Source organism: Rhodoferax ferrireducens (genome assembly GCF_031458075.1).
GTDB lineage: Bacteria > Pseudomonadota > Gammaproteobacteria > Burkholderiales > Burkholderiaceae_C > Rhodoferax_B > Rhodoferax_B ferrireducens_A.
The window spans coordinates 171,794-186,451 of sequence record NZ_JAVDXT010000007.1 but is presented as its reverse complement, the minus strand read 5'-3'; the positions used below and the strand labels follow the sequence as shown (position 1 = coordinate 186,451).

The 14,658-nt window shown below is 63.9% G+C and carries 16 protein-coding genes; 14 read left to right on the top strand and 2 right to left on the bottom strand.

What is annotated here, in order from left to right:
- From J2X19_RS25135 to J2X19_RS25125, 3 genes are all read left to right on the top strand, one after another.
- A partial coding sequence (locus tag J2X19_RS25135) for an NAD(P)(+) transhydrogenase (Re/Si-specific) subunit beta (protein WP_257625297.1) occupies window positions 1–118 on the top strand: 118 nt, incomplete at its 5' end.
- A gap of 142 nt (window positions 119–260) precedes the next feature.
- Window positions 261–1,937: a long-chain-fatty-acid--CoA ligase gene (locus J2X19_RS25130; protein WP_116608197.1), complete on the top strand. Its 1,677-nt coding sequence runs from the start codon at window positions 261–263 to the stop codon at window positions 1,935–1,937.
- Window positions 1,934–2,680, top strand: a complete 747-nt coding sequence (locus J2X19_RS25125; RefSeq protein WP_310377171.1) for a 5'-methylthioadenosine/adenosylhomocysteine nucleosidase — start codon at window positions 1,934–1,936, stop codon at window positions 2,678–2,680. Before J2X19_RS25130 ends, J2X19_RS25125 begins: the two co-directional genes overlap by 4 nt.
- Here J2X19_RS25125 and J2X19_RS25120 read toward each other — a convergent pair.
- Window positions 2,677–3,666, bottom strand: a complete 990-nt coding sequence (locus tag J2X19_RS25120; protein WP_116608199.1) for a magnesium and cobalt transport protein CorA — start codon at window positions 3,664–3,666, stop codon at window positions 2,677–2,679. The two genes, J2X19_RS25125 and J2X19_RS25120, sit on opposite strands and share 4 nt — an antisense overlap.
- A 297-nt stretch (window positions 3,667–3,963) precedes the next feature.
- Between J2X19_RS25120 and hpf the strand changes: the two genes are divergently transcribed.
- The 3 genes from hpf to hprK all read left to right on the top strand — a co-directional run bounded on the left by hpf (window position 3,964) and on the right by hprK (window position 5,845).
- On the top strand, window positions 3,964–4,293 hold the full coding sequence (gene hpf, locus J2X19_RS25115; RefSeq protein ID WP_092757546.1) for a ribosome hibernation-promoting factor, HPF/YfiA family: 330 nt from the start codon (window positions 3,964–3,966) through the stop codon (window positions 4,291–4,293).
- Between the two features lie 105 nt (window positions 4,294–4,398).
- Entirely contained in the window at window positions 4,399–4,866 is a 468-nt protein-coding gene (locus tag J2X19_RS25110) for a PTS sugar transporter subunit IIA (protein ID WP_116608342.1), read from the top strand.
- A gap of 28 nt (window positions 4,867–4,894) precedes the next feature.
- Window positions 4,895–5,845, top strand: coding sequence for an HPr(Ser) kinase/phosphatase (gene hprK, locus J2X19_RS25105; RefSeq protein ID WP_092757547.1), 951 nt, complete (start codon window positions 4,895–4,897; stop codon window positions 5,843–5,845).
- A gap of 186 nt (window positions 5,846–6,031) precedes the next feature.
- On the opposite strand, the gene fur is transcribed toward hprK, so the two are convergent.
- Entirely contained in the window at window positions 6,032–6,448 is a 417-nt protein-coding gene (gene fur, locus J2X19_RS25100; RefSeq protein WP_116608200.1) for a ferric iron uptake transcriptional regulator, read from the bottom strand.
- An 81-nt stretch (window positions 6,449–6,529) separates the two neighbouring features.
- Between fur and J2X19_RS25095 the strand changes: the two genes are divergently transcribed.
- From J2X19_RS25095 to J2X19_RS25060, 8 genes are read left to right on the top strand one after another with little or no spacing between them, the layout of a single operon-like run.
- Window positions 6,530–7,075 (top strand): outer membrane protein assembly factor BamE, encoded by a 546-nt coding sequence (locus tag J2X19_RS25095; protein WP_116608201.1) that lies wholly within the window; start codon window positions 6,530–6,532, stop codon window positions 7,073–7,075.
- 18 nt (window positions 7,076–7,093) lie between these two features.
- Window positions 7,094–7,933: a 4-hydroxy-tetrahydrodipicolinate reductase gene (gene dapB / locus J2X19_RS25090; protein WP_116608202.1), complete on the top strand. Its 840-nt coding sequence runs from the start codon at window positions 7,094–7,096 to the stop codon at window positions 7,931–7,933.
- 4 nt (window positions 7,934–7,937) lie between these two features.
- Window positions 7,938–8,582 carry a MotA/TolQ/ExbB proton channel family protein gene (locus J2X19_RS25085; RefSeq protein WP_310377170.1) on the top strand — a complete coding sequence of 215 codons (645 nt, stop codon included), beginning with the start codon at window positions 7,938–7,940 and terminating at the stop codon, window positions 8,580–8,582.
- 4 nt (window positions 8,583–8,586) lie between these two features.
- On the top strand, window positions 8,587–9,009 hold the full coding sequence (locus J2X19_RS25080) for an ExbD/TolR family protein (protein ID WP_092757552.1): 423 nt from the start codon (window positions 8,587–8,589) through the stop codon (window positions 9,007–9,009).
- Between the two features lie 56 nt (window positions 9,010–9,065).
- Entirely contained in the window at window positions 9,066–11,723 is a 2,658-nt protein-coding gene (gene leuS / locus J2X19_RS25075; RefSeq protein ID WP_310377169.1) for a leucine--tRNA ligase, read from the top strand.
- Window positions 11,723–12,217 carry an LPS-assembly lipoprotein LptE gene (locus tag J2X19_RS25070; protein WP_310377168.1) on the top strand — a complete coding sequence of 165 codons (495 nt, stop codon included), beginning with the start codon at window positions 11,723–11,725 and terminating at the stop codon, window positions 12,215–12,217. Before leuS ends, J2X19_RS25070 begins: the two co-directional genes overlap by 1 nt.
- A gap of 8 nt (window positions 12,218–12,225) precedes the next feature.
- Window positions 12,226–13,287 (top strand): DNA polymerase III subunit delta, encoded by a 1,062-nt coding sequence (gene holA / locus J2X19_RS25065; protein ID WP_310377167.1) that lies wholly within the window; start codon window positions 12,226–12,228, stop codon window positions 13,285–13,287.
- 29 nt (window positions 13,288–13,316) lie between these two features.
- The gene (locus J2X19_RS25060; protein ID WP_310377166.1) at window positions 13,317–14,609 is read left to right on the top strand and encodes a glutamate-5-semialdehyde dehydrogenase; all 1,293 of its coding nucleotides are present in this window, start codon (window positions 13,317–13,319) and stop codon (window positions 14,607–14,609) included.
- Window positions 14,610–14,658 lie beyond the last annotated feature (49 nt).

Below are 14,658 nucleotides of genomic sequence, written 5' to 3'. Positions count from 1 at the left end.
CTCCATGGCCGCTGGCTATGCGGGGCTGGACAACGAGCTGTTCTACATGGACAAGACCATGATGGTGTTTGGCGATGCCAAGAAGGTGGTTGAAGACATGGGTAAGGCCATCGAATAGCTAACGCTCACCCCCAGGCTGCACACTGCGTGTTTTCGCCAACCCCCTTGCAGGGGGCGATGCCAGTGGCCCGGCAAAGCCGGTTCCACGGCATCTCTGGGAGCAGATGGTTATGCCGTTTTAGATTTTTGGAGATTTCCTTATGACCGAGCGCATCTGGCTCAATAGCTACCCCCCGGGCGTGCCCGCCGACATCGACCCAACGCGTTACCAGTCGCTGCAGGCCTTGCTGGAAGAGAGCTTCCAGAAGTACGCCGACCGACCCGCCTATAGCTTTATGGGCAGGGACCTCAGCTATGGTGAAACCGATAGTCTGAGCCGCAAGTTCGCCGCCTATCTGCAGGGCCTGGGCCTGGCCAAGGGCGACCGCGTGGCGGTGATGATGCCCAATGTGCCGCAGTACCCGATTGCCGTGGCGGCGCTGATGCGGGCCGGCCTGGTGCTGGTCAACGTGAACCCGCTGTACACCCCGCGCGAACTTGAGCACCAGCTCAAGGACTCGGGCGCCAAAGCCATCGTGATCCTGGAGAACTTTGCCGCCACGCTGCAACAGTGCCTGGGTAGCACGCCAGTCAAACACATCGTGTTGTGCGCCATGGGCGACCAGCTTGGCCTGCTCAAGGGTGCGTTGGTCAACTACGTGGTGCGCAAGGTCAAGAAGCTGGTGCCGCCCTATGCCTTGCCCAGCGCGGTGCGCTTCAACACGGCGCTGGCCCAGGGCAGCCGGACCACGTTCACGCCGGTGCCAGTGCAGCCCGACGACGTGGCGGTGCTGCAGTACACCGGTGGCACCACCGGCGTGTCCAAGGGCGCGGTGCTGCTGCACCGCAATGTGATTGCCAATGTGCTGCAGTCCGAGGCCTGGAACCAGCCGGTGATGGACGCCGTGCCTGCCGACGAGCAACCGACCAGCGTGTGCGCGCTGCCGCTGTACCACATCTTCGCGTTCACCGTGGGCATGATGCTGTCCATGCGCACCGGCGGCAAGCTGGTGCTGATCCCGAATCCGCGCGACATGAAGGCGGTGCTGAAGGAGTTGTCGCAGCACCGCATCCACAGTCTGCCGGCGGTCAACACGCTGTTCAATGGCCTGGCGAACCACCCCGACTTCAACACCGTCGACTGGAGCCATCTGAAGGTGTCGATAGGCGGTGGCATGGCGGTACAGGCGGCGGTGGCCAAGCTCTGGCTGGAGAAGACCGGCTGCCCCATCACCGAAGGCTATGGCCTGAGTGAAACCTCGCCCACCGCCAGCTGCAACCCGCCTACCGACAAGTCCTACACCGCCTCCATCGGCGTGCCGCTGCCCAGCACCTATTTCAAGCTGCTGGACGACGCGGGCGCCGAGGTGCCCATGGGCCAGCCGGGCGAGATCGCCATCCGCGGGCCGCAGGTGATGGCCGGCTACTGGCAGCGCCCCGACGAAACCGCCCAGTCTATGACGGCCGACGGCTACTTCAAGACCGGCGATATCGGCACCATGGATGCGCGCGGTTATTTCAAGATCGTCGACCGCAAGAAGGACATGGTGCTGGTCAGCGGCTTCAACGTCTACCCGAACGAGGTGGAGGACGTGGTGGCAGCCATGGACGGTGTGCTGGAATGCGCGTGCGTAGGCGTGCCCGACGAGAAGACCGGCGAGGCGGTGAAGCTGGTGATTGTCAAGAAGAACCCGGCCCTGACCGAAGCCCAGGTGCGCGAGTACTGCAAGGCCAAGCTCACCGGCTACAAGCAACCGCGGGTCATCGAGTTCCGCACCGAGCTGCCCAAGACGCCGGTCGGCAAGATACTGCGCCGAGAGCTGCGCACCAAGGCATGAGCCTCGCCATCCTCAGCGCCCTGGCCGAAGAGCAGCAGGGGATATTCGAGCAATTGCAGCAGCCCCGGCGCGTGCTGCATGCGGGGCGCGAGTTCGGCATGGGCATCTGGCACGGGCAGACGGTAGTGTTGGCCTTGTCGCGCATCGGCAAGGTGGCTGCAGCGACCACGGCGACTGCGCTGATTGAGAAATTCGGCGTGCAGCGTATCGTTTTTACCGGCGTGGCCGGTGGTGTGGGCGAGGGCGTGCAGGTGGGTGACGTGGTGGTGGCCAGCGGCTTCGTGCAGCACGACATGGATGCCGCACCGCTGTTCCCAACCTTCGAAGTACCGCTGTATGGCCGAGCCCGTTTCGACTGTGATTCTGCGTTGACTGCTATGCTTTTGGAAGCTGCTCGCGCAGGTGTATCCAGCGCTGGCGGCCTGTTTTCTTTACATCAACGGGCGCCGCAAGTGCACTGCGGCTTGGTCGCCAGTGGCGACCGTTTCGTCTCTGCCGCGACCGAGGCGCAGCGCTTGCAAGCCGCTTTGCGGGCGGGCGGCTTTGACGCGCTGGCGGTGGAGATGGAGGGAGCCGCCGTGGCCCAGGTCTGCCACGACTACGGCATCCCCTTCGCCGTGGTGCGCACGATTTCCGACCGGGCCGACGACACCGCGCACGTCGATTTCCCCACGTTCGTCAGCACCGTGGCCAGCCGCTATGCGCAGGCCATTCTTACGGAGTTTGTGCAGCGCTTGGGCTAGGTCAGCCAACCCCGTTTATAGAAGTACCACATCGGCACCAGCGCACTGGCGGTCATCATGGCGACCACGTAGGGGTAGGACCAGCTACCCAAGAATTCCAGCTCGGGGAACTTCATGTTCATGCCGTAGATGCTGGCCACCAAAGTCGGCGGCAGCAGGGCCACGCTGGCCACCGAGAAGATCTTGATGATCTTGTTCTGGTTGATGTTGATGAAACCGACGGTGGCGTCCATCAAGAAGTTGATCTTGTCGAACAAAAAGGCCGTGTGCGAGTCCAGCGAATCGATGTCGCGGTGGATCTGCCGGGCTTCTTCGAACTGCTCGGCGTTCAGCATCTTGCTGCGCATCATGAAGCTCAAGGCGCGGCGCGTGTCCATCATGTTGCGGCGGATGCGGCCGTTCAAATCCTCGTGGCGGGCAATCGAGGCCAGCACCTCGCCGGCCAGCGCGTCGGTCATATTGCCGGCCAGCACCCGGCGGCTGACCTTTTCCAGGTCCACGTAGATGTCTTCCAGCGTGTCGGCCGAGTATTCTGCGTCGGCGTCGAAGAGTTTCAGTAAAACTTCCTTGGCGTCTTCGATCAGGCCTGGGGCCCGGCGCGCGCGCATGCGCAGCAGGCGGAACACCGGCACGTCTTCGTCATGGATGGAAAACAGCACGCCCTTGCTTTTCAGCTCGGCATTGTGCTGGTTCAGGATGAAGGCCACGCGCACGGTGCGCGGGTCGGACTCGTCGGCCACCAAGAAGTCGCTGCGGATATGCAGCTCGCCATTGTCTTCCTGGTAGAAGCGGGCGGATTCCTCGATGTCCTCGTCCATCGCGTCTTCCGGGATGGACAGGCCGTAGTACTGTTTGATCCAGCGCTTTTCTTCCAGCGTGGGTGATTCCAGGTCCACCCAGATCGGTTGGAACTTGGACAGCTCTTCCAGCGACTCGATCTCTTCCTGGAAGAGCCGGCCGTTGGCGAGCGAAAAAATGTTGAGCATGGGGCACTCCCTGAGAATGAGGGCAACGAACGGGGCTGGGGTGGATGGGCTGGCTTTCAACCCCCGTGCTGCGCAGGGAGGTGAAAGCTAGCGACTGGGCGCGCTTTCCATGGGGTTTCTCCGGAGTGGACGAGGTCGGGATTATGGCACTGCAACATGTTGAAAAGTTTTGCCAGCGGCGAGGTTTACCTCCGCTTAAAGCGTAACAAATGCAGGGTTGAGGGTTGCTTTCCCATCCCAACGGGCGCATAGTGAATTGACTTTCAACGGTGAAAGTACAGCATTAGGAGGCTATACATGAACTTGACGATCAGCGGACACCACCTGGATGTAACTCCCGCTCTGCGTACCTATGTGACAACCAAGCTGGACCGAATAACCCGGCATTTCGACCAGCTGGTAGACGTCAAAGTGTTACTGACGATTGAAAAGCAAAAGGAAAAGCAAGGCCGCCAACGTGCCGAATGCAACATCCATGTCAAAGGTAGCGACATGTTCGCCGAAAGCTCCCACGCTGATTTATACGCGGCAGTAGACGATCTGGTTGACAAGCTGGACCGCCAGGTAGTGCGCCACAAAGACCGTGTGCAAGACCACCACCACGCGGCACCGAAGCGCCTGATGTAAACCCCGGGCGTTCCGCGCCCCGAGCAAAAGCCGCCGATGTATGAGGCGGCTTTTTTGTTGGGACTGCCGCTTACATTTCCGCACGTGCATAATTCGCCACTCACCATGAACCGACTCGCCTCCATCCTGCCCTCCGCTCAAGTGCTCGTGAGCGTCGATGCGTCCAGCAAAAAGCGTGCTTTTGAAGAAGCCGGCTTGCTGTTTGAGAATCTGCACGGCCTGAGCCGGGCCCTGATCACCGACAGCCTGTTCGCCCGCGAACGCCTGGGCTCGACCGGGCTGGGCCATGGGGTGGCGATTCCGCATGGCCGCATCAAAGGCCTGAAGGCGCCTATGGCGGCCGTGGTGCAATTGGCCCAGCCCATCGGCTTTGATGCGCCGGACGAGCAACCTGTGGGTTTGCTGATCTTTTTGCTGGTGCCCGAGGCTGCGACCCAGAAGCACCTGGAAATACTGTCCGAAATCGCCGAGTTGCTCAGCGACGCGCCCTTGCGCGAAAAAATCAAGACAGCGGCAGATGCCGAGGCCTTGCACGGCCTGATCTGCACCTGGCAGTCAGCGCAACCCGCCTGATCCCCTAACTCCGGGCCCGGTACCGCCTTTGAAACCCACCGTTGTCAGCGCAGACGTCCTGTTCGAGGCCTTCCGCGCGCTGTTGCGCTGGGAATGGATTGCTGGCCTGGGCGCTTCCGAGCGCCGCTTTGACGAAGTCGCGGTGCGCGCGGCCCGATCCGGCGCCGATCTGGTCGGCTACCTGAATTACATCCACCCCTACCGCGTGCAGATCATGGGCGAGCGCGAGGTCGCCTACCTGACCAGTGCCTCGGCCGAAGACTGCGCGCGCCGGATCGCCCGCATCGTCACGCTGGAGCCGCCGGTGCTGATCATGGCCGACGGCCAGGTGGCGCCTGATGCGCTGCTATCGATGTGTGAGCGTGCGCAGATACCGATGTTTTCGACCGAGGACTCGTCGGCCTTCGTGATCGACGTGCTGCGCGCCTACCTCTCCAAGCATTTCGCCGACCGCACCTCGATGCACGGCGTGTTCATGGACATTCTGGGCCTGGGCGTGATGATTACCGGCGAGTCCGGCCTGGGCAAGAGCGAGCTGGGCCTGGAGCTGATCTCCCGCGGCAACGGCCTGGTGGCCGACGACGCGGTGGACCTGTACCGCATCAACCAGACCACCATCGAAGGCCGCTGCCCCGAGCTGCTGCAAAACCTGCTGGAAGTGCGCGGCATCGGCCTGCTGGACATCCGCGGCATCTTTGGCGAAACCGCGGTGCGCCGCAAGATGCGCCTCAAGCTCATCGTGCATCTGGTGCGCAAGGAAACCATGGAGCGCGAGTACGAGCGCCTGCCCTACGAGCCGCTGACCCAGGACGTGCTGGGCGTACCGGTACGCAAGGTAATCATCCAGGTGGTGGCCGGTCGCAATATCGCCGTGCTGGTGGAGGCCGCCGTGCGCAACACCATCCTGCAGCTGCGCGGCATCGATACCTACCAGGAATTCGTCGAGCGCCACCGCAAGGCGATGGAAGACGCTGAATAAGCCGCTTGCTATTGTTTAAGTAGCATCTTGCGCAGATGCAGTAAGCGCTAGCGGCCTAAAAGGCTCTAAAACTACCGCTGAGATACCCCTTCCAGAAACACCGTGGAACCGGCTCCGCCGGGCCACTGGTATTGCCCCCTGCAAGGGGGTTGGCGAAGACGCGAAGCGCGTAGCCTGGGGGTGAGCCTATTTAGCCGAGCACTCGGCGCACAGGCCGTAGAGCGACATCGCGTGGTCGTGCACCGTCCAGCCCTTGGCTTTGGCCACGATCTGCTGGCGCTGTTCGATTTCGGCGTCGTAGAACTCCTCCACCTTGCCGCAGCCGGTGCAGACAAAGTGGTCGTGGTGCCGGCCTTCGTTCAGCTCGTACACCGACTTGCCCGATTCGAAATGGCTGCGCGACAGAATGCCGGCTTGCTCGAACTGGGTGAGCACGCGGTACACCGTGGCCAGGCCGATGTCGGAATGCTCGAGCAGCAGCACGCGGAACACGTCTTCGGCCGTCATGTGGCGCAACTCGCCTTTCTGGAAGATTTCCAGAATCTTCAGGCGGGGCAGGGTGGCCTTCAGGCCGGTGTTCTTCAGTTCTTCGATATTGGCCATGGACGGAGGTCTTTCTTTACAGGCGGCGCCGTGGAGGCTGCCGCTACAATCATTCGATCATATCGCTAGAGCCCTTTATCCATGTTTGCACCTTTCTTGCGCGGTACCGGTACCGCTCTGACCCTTGCGGTTTGCGCGACCTTGGTAGCGTGCAGCGGCCTGGATAACCGCACCCGCAGCTTCGTCAGCTCCCTGGCGCCCTACCAGATCGAGGTGGTGCAGGGCAATTTCGTGTCCAAGGAACAGGTCGATGCCCTCAAGCCCGGGATGGCCCGCGAGCAGGTGAAAGACATCCTGGGCACCTCGTTGCTGCAGGACGTGTTCCATGGCGACCGCTGGGACTATGTGTTCACGTTGCGCCGCCAGGGCACCGAGCCGCAGGCGCGCCAGCTGACCGTGTTCTTTAAGGGCGACGTGCTGGACCGCGTCGAGGGCGACACCATGCCCAGCGAAAGCGAATTCGTCAGTTTGCTGGCCAAGACGCGCTCCACCAAGGCCGTGCCGGTGCTCGAAGCCGACGAAAGCCGCCTCAAATCCTTCCCGGCGCCTGCTCCCGTGGCGGCAGCCTCGGCTCCGCAGGCCCCTGTGGTCACCGCCTACCCTCCGTTAGAAGCTCCCGCCCCTTAAGCCCGGCGGTTTTTTGCCATGACCGACTCTCTTTCGGGCGCATCCGCCCACACTCCCGTCCACGCGATTGCCGTCGCCGGCTCCTCGGGCCGCATGGGCCACATGCTGATCGAAGCGATCCGCAACGCCGATGACTGCGTGCTGGCCGGCGCCCTGGACCGGCTGGAAAGCCCGTCCATCGGTACCGATGCCTCGGCGTTCCTGGGCCAAAGCGCCGGCGTAGCCATCACGGCCGACCTGCAGGCCGGCCTGAAGAACGCCCGGGTGCTGATCGACTTCACCCGCCCAGAAGGCACGCTGGCGCATCTGCAGGCTTGCCGCAGCCTGGGCGTGAATGCCGTGATCGGCACCACCGGCTTTAGCGACGCACAAAAAGCCGAGATTGCCGAGATCGCCAAAGACATCGCCATCGTGCTGGCGCCGAACATGAGCGTTGGCGTCAACGTCACCCTCAAGCTGCTGGAAATGGCCGCCAAGGCCTTGTCCACCGGCTATGACATCGAAATCGTCGAGGCCCACCACCGCCACAAGGTGGACGCGCCCTCCGGCACCGCGCTGAAAATGGGCGAAGTCATCGCCGACGCGCTGGGCCGCGACCTGAAGGACTGCGCAGTCTACGAACGCTACGGCGTGACCGGCGAGCGCGATCCGTCCAGCATCGGCTTTGCCACCATCCGCGGCGGCGACATCGTCGGCGACCACACGGTGCTGTTTGCCGGCACCGGCGAGCGCATCGAGATCAGCCACAAGTCGTCCAGCCGCGCCACCTACGCCCAGGGCAGCCTGCGTGCGGTGCGCTTCCTGGCCGACAAGAAGACCGGCTTATTCGACATGTTCGACGTGCTGGGCCTGAAGTAAGTCCATGAATGCGCTGCCGCTGCTGAGCCAGGGCGACTTCGTGAGTCGCGTGGTGGCGCTGCTGCTGCTGCTGATGTCGGTGGCCAGCTGGGTGGTGATTCTGTGGAAGGGCTGGCTGCTGCGCCGCGCCCGGGTCGATGTGGCGCGCAGCACCGCGGCTTTCTGGCAGGCGCCCAGCGTTGCCGAAGCCCAGCAGCGTTTGGCATCCTTTGACCCTCTGGCGCTGGTCCTGCCTTTGCTTGCAGCTACAAAAATAGAAGCAAACGGTACCTTGGCTGCGGCTGGCGACCGCTCGCAGCAGCTGACCCGCGTGCTGCGCAATGCCTTGCACGCCGTGCTGCACAAGCTGCAGTTCGGCCAGGTGCTGCTGGCCACGGTCGGCTCCACCGCGCCGTTTGTCGGCCTGCTGGGCACGGTCTGGGGCATCTACCACGCGCTGGGCGCGATTGCGCTGTCGGGCCAGATCAGCATCGACAAGGTGGCCGGCCCGGTGGGCGAGTCGCTGGTGATGACGGCCGCCGGCCTGGCGGTGGCCATCCCCGCGGTGCTGGCTTACAACGTCTACGGCCGCCTGCTGGGCAGCATCGAGGCCGACCTCGAAGGCTTTGCCCGCGATCTGCGTGAGTTGCTGGTGGACCACCCGGTTTAATACCATGGCTTTCGGCCGCCTCGAACGCACCAAGGGCCCCGAGCCCATGAGCGACATCAATATGACGCCGCTGGTGGATGTGATGCTGGTACTGGTGGTGATCTTCATCCTGACCGCGCCCCTGCTGGCGACCTCGATCCAACTGGACCTGCCCAAGACGGACGCCGCCAAGCCGCAGACCGCGCCGCAGTTCGTCAGCCTGGTGGTCGACAAGGCCGGCAATGCCTTTCTGGACAACCAGCCGGTGGGCTCCGCCGAGCTGGCCGCCCAGCTTGCAACCATTGCCGAGCACGACCCCGATACCGAGGTGCAGCTGCGCGCCGATACCACGGTGCCCTATGGCCGGGTGGTCGAAGTCATAGGCGTGGCGCAGAAGGCCGGCCTCAGCCGTATCGGCTTTGTGGCCGAGCCCGCGGCCAGACCCTAAAATCAGCCCCTTGCGGCCAATTTCGCCGCCCCGTCTTTTTGCTTCCCCCGTCCGCCATGCTCGAAAAATACAACCATCTCGAAGTCGAATCCGCAGCCCAAGCCCATTGGACGGCGCGCGACGCCTACCGCGTCACCGAAGACCGGTCGAAGAAGAAGTTCTACGCCTGCTCCATGCTGCCCTACCCCAGCGGCAAGCTGCACATGGGCCATGTGCGCAACTACACCATCAACGACATGCTGGCGCGCCAGCTGCGCATGCAGGGCTACAACGTGCTGATGCCCATGGGCTGGGACGCGTTTGGCCTGCCGGCCGAGAACGCCGCCATGAAGAACAGCGTGCCGCCCGCGCAGTGGACCTTCGACAACATCGCCTACATGAAGACCCAGATGCAGGCCATGGGCCTGGCCATCGACTGGAGCCGCGAAGTCGCCACTTGCACGCCCGAGTACTACAAGTGGAACCAGTGGCTGTTCCTGAAGATGCTGGACAAGGGCATTGCCTACCGCAAGACCCAGGTGGTCAACTGGGACCCGGTGGACATGACGGTGCTGGCCAACGAGCAGGTGATCGACGGCAAGGGCTGGCGTACCGGCGCGGTGGTCGAAAAGCGTGAAATCCCTGGCTACTACCTGAAGATCACCGACTACGCCGAGGAGCTGCTGGGCCAGGTCCAGGACGACCTGCCGGGCTGGCCTGAGCGCGTCAAGCTGATGCAGGAAAACTGGATCGGCAAGAGCGAAGGTGTGCGTTTCGCCTTCCCGCACAGCATCAAGGACAGCAGCGGCCAGCTGATCGACGGCGGCAAGATGTATGTGTTTACCACCCGCGCCGACACCATCATGGGCGTGACCTTCTGCGCGGTGGCGCCCGAGCACCCGCTGGCCACCCATGCCGCCAAGACCAACCCCAAGCTGGCGGCCTTCATCGAAAGCTGCAAGCAGGGCGGCACCACCGAGGCCGAGCTGGCGGTGCGCGAAAAAGAAGGCATGCCCACCGGCCTGCAGGTCACCCATCCGCTGAACGGCCACCCGATCGACGTCTGGGTCGGCAACTACGTGCTGATGGGCTATGGCGACGGCGCGGTGATGGGCGTGCCCGGCCACGACGAGCGCGACTTCGCCTTTGCCCTTAAATATGATTTGCCTATCGTCCAGGTGGTGCATATTGACCATCTGCATTACGACTACCACCACTGGAACGACTGGTACGGCGACAAGCAACGCGGCGTGACCATCAACTCCGACAGTTTCAGCGGCCTCAGCTTCCAGGACGCGGTGAATGCCGTGGCCCATGCGCTGCAGGTCAAGGGCCTGGGCGACAAGAAAACCACCTGGCGCCTGCGCGATTGGGGCGTCAGCCGCCAGCGCTACTGGGGTACGCCCATCCCCATCATCCACTGCGACGAACACGGCGCGGTGCCGGTGCCCGAGAAAGACTTGCCGGTGGTGCTGCCGCAGGACTGCATCCCCGATGGTTCCGGCAATCCGCTGAACAAGCACGAAGGTTTCCACGCCGGCGTGGTCTGCCCGATCTGCGGCGCCAAGGCCCGGCGCGAGACCGACACCATGGACACCTTCGTGGATTCCAGCTGGTACTTCATGCGCTACTGCGACCCGCACAACACCGAGCACATGGTGGCCGAGGGCGCCGACTACTGGATGCCCATGGACCAGTACATCGGCGGCATCGAACATGCCATCCTGCACCTGCTGTACGCCCGTTTCTGGACCAAGGTGATGCGCGACCTGGACCTGGTCAAGTGCGACGAGCCGTTCAGCAAGCTGCTGACCCAGGGCATGGTGCTGAACGGCGCCTTCTCGCACAAGCCGGCGGCTGGCGGCATCCAGTACCACTGGGAGAGCGAAGTCGACGTGGTGCGCAACGAGCGCGACCAGATCACTGGCGGCACGCTGAAGACCGACGGCACGCCGCTGCACTACGAGCTCACCACCATGAGCAAGAGCAAGAGCAATGGCGTCGACCCGCAGGACCTGATCGAGCGCTACGGCGCCGACACCGCCCGCCTGTACACCATGTTCACCGCGCCGCCCGAGGCGACTCTGGAATGGAACGATGCCTCGGTCGAAGGCAGCTACCGCTTCCTGCGCCGGGTCTGGAACTTCGGCGTCAAGCTCGCTGCTATGGATTCCGCAGCTGCCCGTGCAAGCGTGGCCAGCGCCAGCAGCCTGAAAGACGTTGAATTCAGCAAAGCCGCCAAGGCCTTGCGCCACGAAGTCCACACCGTGCTCAAGCAGGTCGACTACGACTACCAGCGCATGCAGTACAACACCGTGGTGTCGGGCGGCATGAAGCTGCTGAACGCCTTGGAAGACTTCAAGGCGCTGGACACCGCCGGCGCCCAGGTGGCGCTGATCGAAGGCTTCGGCATCCTGCTGCGCTGCCTGTACCCGGCCACCCCCCATGTGACCCACGCGCTATGGACCGAGCTCGGTTATGTGGACCGCTTCGGCGATCTGCTCGACGCGGCCTGGCCGGTGGTCGACCCGCTGGCCCTGGTGCAGGACGAGATCGAACTGATGCTGCAGGTCAACGGCAAGCTGCGCGGCTCCATCCATGTGCCGGCCGCCGCCAGCAAGGCCGAGATCGAGGCCGCGGCCCTGGCCTGCGAAGCCTTTACCAAGGCCGCTGCGGGCGCTGCCCCTAAAAAGATCATCGTGGTGCCTGGGCGCCTGGTGAACCTGGTGCTGTGATGCGCCGCCGCAACCTCTTGCTCGCCGCCCCCGCACTGGGGCTGACCGCCTGCGGCTTTGCGCTGCGCCAGGCGCCGACTTTCGCCTTCAGCACGATCTTCGTTCGCGTGGCCGAAGCCTCTTCGCTGGGCAATGAGCTCAAGCGCAACCTCACCGGCAGCGGCCTGGTGGTCATCAGCGACGCGAAACTGCTGGACACAGCCCAGGTGGTGTTGGATGTGGTCAGCGACCAGCGCGAGAAAAGCGCGGCCTCGCTGACTTCGGCCGGCCAGGTGCGTGAGTTCCAGCTGCGCGTGCGGATGAAGTTCCGCCTGCGCACACCGCAGGGCAAAGAGCTGATTCCCGACGTGGAGCTGCTGCAACAGCGCGACATAAGCTACTCCGAAACCCAGGCCTTGGGCAAGGAAGCGGAAGTGGAGCTGCTCTACCGCAGCATGCAGACCGACATCGTGCAGCAGATCATGCGCCGGCTGGCGGCAGTGAAAGAGATCTAGCCCGGGCTATGCAACTCGCCCCCGCCCAGCTTGCGGCACAACTCTCGAAAGGCCTGCGCTCCCTCTACACCTTGCATGGCGACGAGCCGCTGCTGGTGCAGGAGGCGCTGGACGCGATCCGCGCCACGGCGCGTGGGCAGGGCTACACCGAGCGCACGGTGCACAGCGTGGCGGGCGCGCATTTCGACTGGAGCGAGGTGCTGGCGGCCGGCGGCTCGCTGAGCCTGTTTGCCGACAAGCAGATCCTGGAGATCCGCATTCCGTCCGGCAAGCCGGGCAAGGACGGCAGCGTGGCCTTGCAGCAGCTGGCCCAGCAGGCCGAGGGCAATGCCGATACCCTGACTCTGGTGGTCTTGCCGCGGCTCGACAAGGTGGCCAAATCGGCCGCCTGGTTTGTGGCGCTGGAGCGCTTTGGCGTGACCATCCAGGTCGAGCCGGTGGAGCGCGGCGCCTTGCCGCAGTGGATCGCCCAGCGCCTGCAGGCCCAGGGCCAGCGGGTCGAGGCCGGGGTCGAAGGCCAGCGCACCTTGCAGTTCTTTGCCGACCGGGTGGAGGGCAATCTGCTGGCCGCGCACCAGGAAATCCAGAAGCTGGCGCTGCTGCATCCGCCGGGCGAGCTGCAGTGGGCGCAGGTCGAATCCGCGGTGCTGAACGTGGCGCGCTACGACGTGTTCAAGCTGTCCGAATCCGTGCTGGCCGGCCAGCGCCTGCGCACCCAGCGCATGCTCGACGGCCTGCAGGCCGAGGGCGAGGCCGAGGTGCTGGTGCACTGGGCACTGGCCGAAGATATCCGTTCGCTCAAGCGCGTCAAAGACGCGATGGACGCGGGCAAGCCGTTGCCCATGGCCTTGCGCGACAACCGCGTCTGGGGCGCCAAGGAGCGGCTGTTCGAACGCGTGCTGCCGCGCCTGGCCAGCGCCCAGATCGCCCAGCTGCTGCAGGCCGCGCACCAGGTGGACGGCATCGTCAAAGGCCTGAAGCAGCCCGACTGGCCGGCCGATCCCTGGCAGGCACTGCACCGGCTGGCCGGCATGCTGTGCCAGGCCTGCGTTCCGCAGCCCGGGCGCTAGGTTTTTGCCGCCCGTGACAAAATACGGGCATGAACGCTCTGAACATCGCCGAATACGCCCAGACCTTGGGTTTGCAAGCAAAAGTGGCTTCTGCGCATATGGCACGTGCGTCAACAGCTACTAAAAACATAGCTTTGCGCAGCCTGGCCCGGCTGCTGCGCGAGAGCATCGCGCCGCTGCAGATAGAAAACGCCAAAGACCTGGACCGGGCCCGCGCCGCCGGCCTGGCCGCGCCCATGGTGGACCGCCTCAAGCTCAGCCCGCAGACGCTGGAAACCTGCGCCCAGGGCTGCGAGCAGCTGGCCGCCATGCCCGACAGCATTGGCGAGATCATCGGCCTGCAGCAGCAGCCCAGCGGCATCCGCGTCGGCCAGATGCGCGTGCCGATTGGCGTGTTCGGCATGATTTTCGAGAGCCGACCCAATGTGACCATCGAGGCCGCCAGCCTGTCGATCAAGAGCGGCAATGCCTGCATCTTGCGCGGCGGCTCCGAGGCCATCGAATCGAACAAGGCGCTGGCTTTGCTGGTGCAGCAGGCGCTGACCGAGGCCGGCCTGCCGGCCGACGCGGTGCAGCTGGTGCAGACCACCGACCGCGAAGTCGTCGGTCAGCTGATCACCATGCCCCAGTATGTGGACGTGATCATTCCGCGCGGCGGCAAGAGCCTGATCGAGCGCATCAGCCGCGACGCCAAGGTGCCGGTGATCAAGCACCTGGACGGCAACTGCCATGTCTATGTGGACGACCCCTGCGACATCGCCATGGCCGTCACCGTGGCCGACAACGCCAAGACCCAGAAGTACAGCCCCTGCAACGCCGCCGAAGGCCTGCTGGTGGCGCGCGGCGTGGCGGCCGAGTTCCTGCCGTTGATCGGTGCCGTCTATGCCGCCAAGGGTGTGGAAATGCGGTGTGATCCGGCTGCAGCGCAGATACTGTCTGCGCATGCAGCTACCAAAGATGTAGCAAATATCGTGGCAGCGAGCGAGCAGGACTGGTTCGAGGAATACCTGGCGCCGGTCATCAGCGTCAAGATCGTCGACGGGGTCGACGAGGCCATCGCCCACATCAACAAGTATTCGTCCCACCATACCGACGCCATCCTCACGCGCGACCACATGCATGCGCAGCAGTTCCTGCGCGAGGTGGATTCGGCCAGTGTGATGGTCAACGCCAGCACCCGCTTTGCCGACGGCTTCGAGTTTGGCCTGGGCGCCGAAATCGGCATCAGCACCGACAAGTTCCACGCGCGCGGCCCGGTCGGGCTGGCCGGGTTGACCTCGTTGAAATACGTGGTGCTGGGCCAGGGCGAAGTGCGCGGCTAACTAGTTGCTCACCCCCAGGCTCCACACTGCGTGTTTCCGCCAACCCCCT

Excerpts from the sequence above, each read along its gene's own strand:
- J2X19_RS25130 (WP_116608197.1), top strand. The coding sequence starts at position 261 with ATGACCGAGCGCATCTGGCTCAATAGCTACCCCCCGGGCGTGCCCGCC.
- J2X19_RS25120 (WP_116608199.1), bottom strand. The coding sequence starts at position 3,666 with ATGCTCAACATTTTTTCGCTCGCCAACGGCCGGCTCTTCCAGGAAGAG.
- hpf (WP_092757546.1), top strand. The coding sequence starts at position 3,964 with ATGAACTTGACGATCAGCGGACACCACCTGGATGTAACTCCCGCTCTG.
- J2X19_RS25060 (WP_310377166.1), top strand. The coding sequence starts at position 13,317 with ATGAACGCTCTGAACATCGCCGAATACGCCCAGACCTTGGGTTTGCAA.
- J2X19_RS25085 (WP_310377170.1), top strand. The coding sequence starts at position 7,938 with ATGAATGCGCTGCCGCTGCTGAGCCAGGGCGACTTCGTGAGTCGCGTG.
- J2X19_RS25125 (WP_310377171.1), top strand. The coding sequence starts at position 1,934 with ATGAGCCTCGCCATCCTCAGCGCCCTGGCCGAAGAGCAGCAGGGGATA.
- J2X19_RS25095 (WP_116608201.1), top strand. The coding sequence starts at position 6,530 with ATGTTTGCACCTTTCTTGCGCGGTACCGGTACCGCTCTGACCCTTGCG.
- J2X19_RS25110 (WP_116608342.1), top strand. The coding sequence starts at position 4,399 with ATGAACCGACTCGCCTCCATCCTGCCCTCCGCTCAAGTGCTCGTGAGC.
- fur (WP_116608200.1), bottom strand. The coding sequence starts at position 6,448 with ATGGCCAATATCGAAGAACTGAAGAACACCGGCCTGAAGGCCACCCTG.
- holA (WP_310377167.1), top strand. The coding sequence starts at position 12,226 with ATGCAACTCGCCCCCGCCCAGCTTGCGGCACAACTCTCGAAAGGCCTG.
- J2X19_RS25080 (WP_092757552.1), top strand. The coding sequence starts at position 8,587 with ATGGCTTTCGGCCGCCTCGAACGCACCAAGGGCCCCGAGCCCATGAGC.
- leuS (WP_310377169.1), top strand. The coding sequence starts at position 9,066 with ATGCTCGAAAAATACAACCATCTCGAAGTCGAATCCGCAGCCCAAGCC.
- J2X19_RS25070 (WP_310377168.1), top strand. The coding sequence starts at position 11,723 with ATGCGCCGCCGCAACCTCTTGCTCGCCGCCCCCGCACTGGGGCTGACC.
- dapB (WP_116608202.1), top strand. The coding sequence starts at position 7,094 with ATGACCGACTCTCTTTCGGGCGCATCCGCCCACACTCCCGTCCACGCG.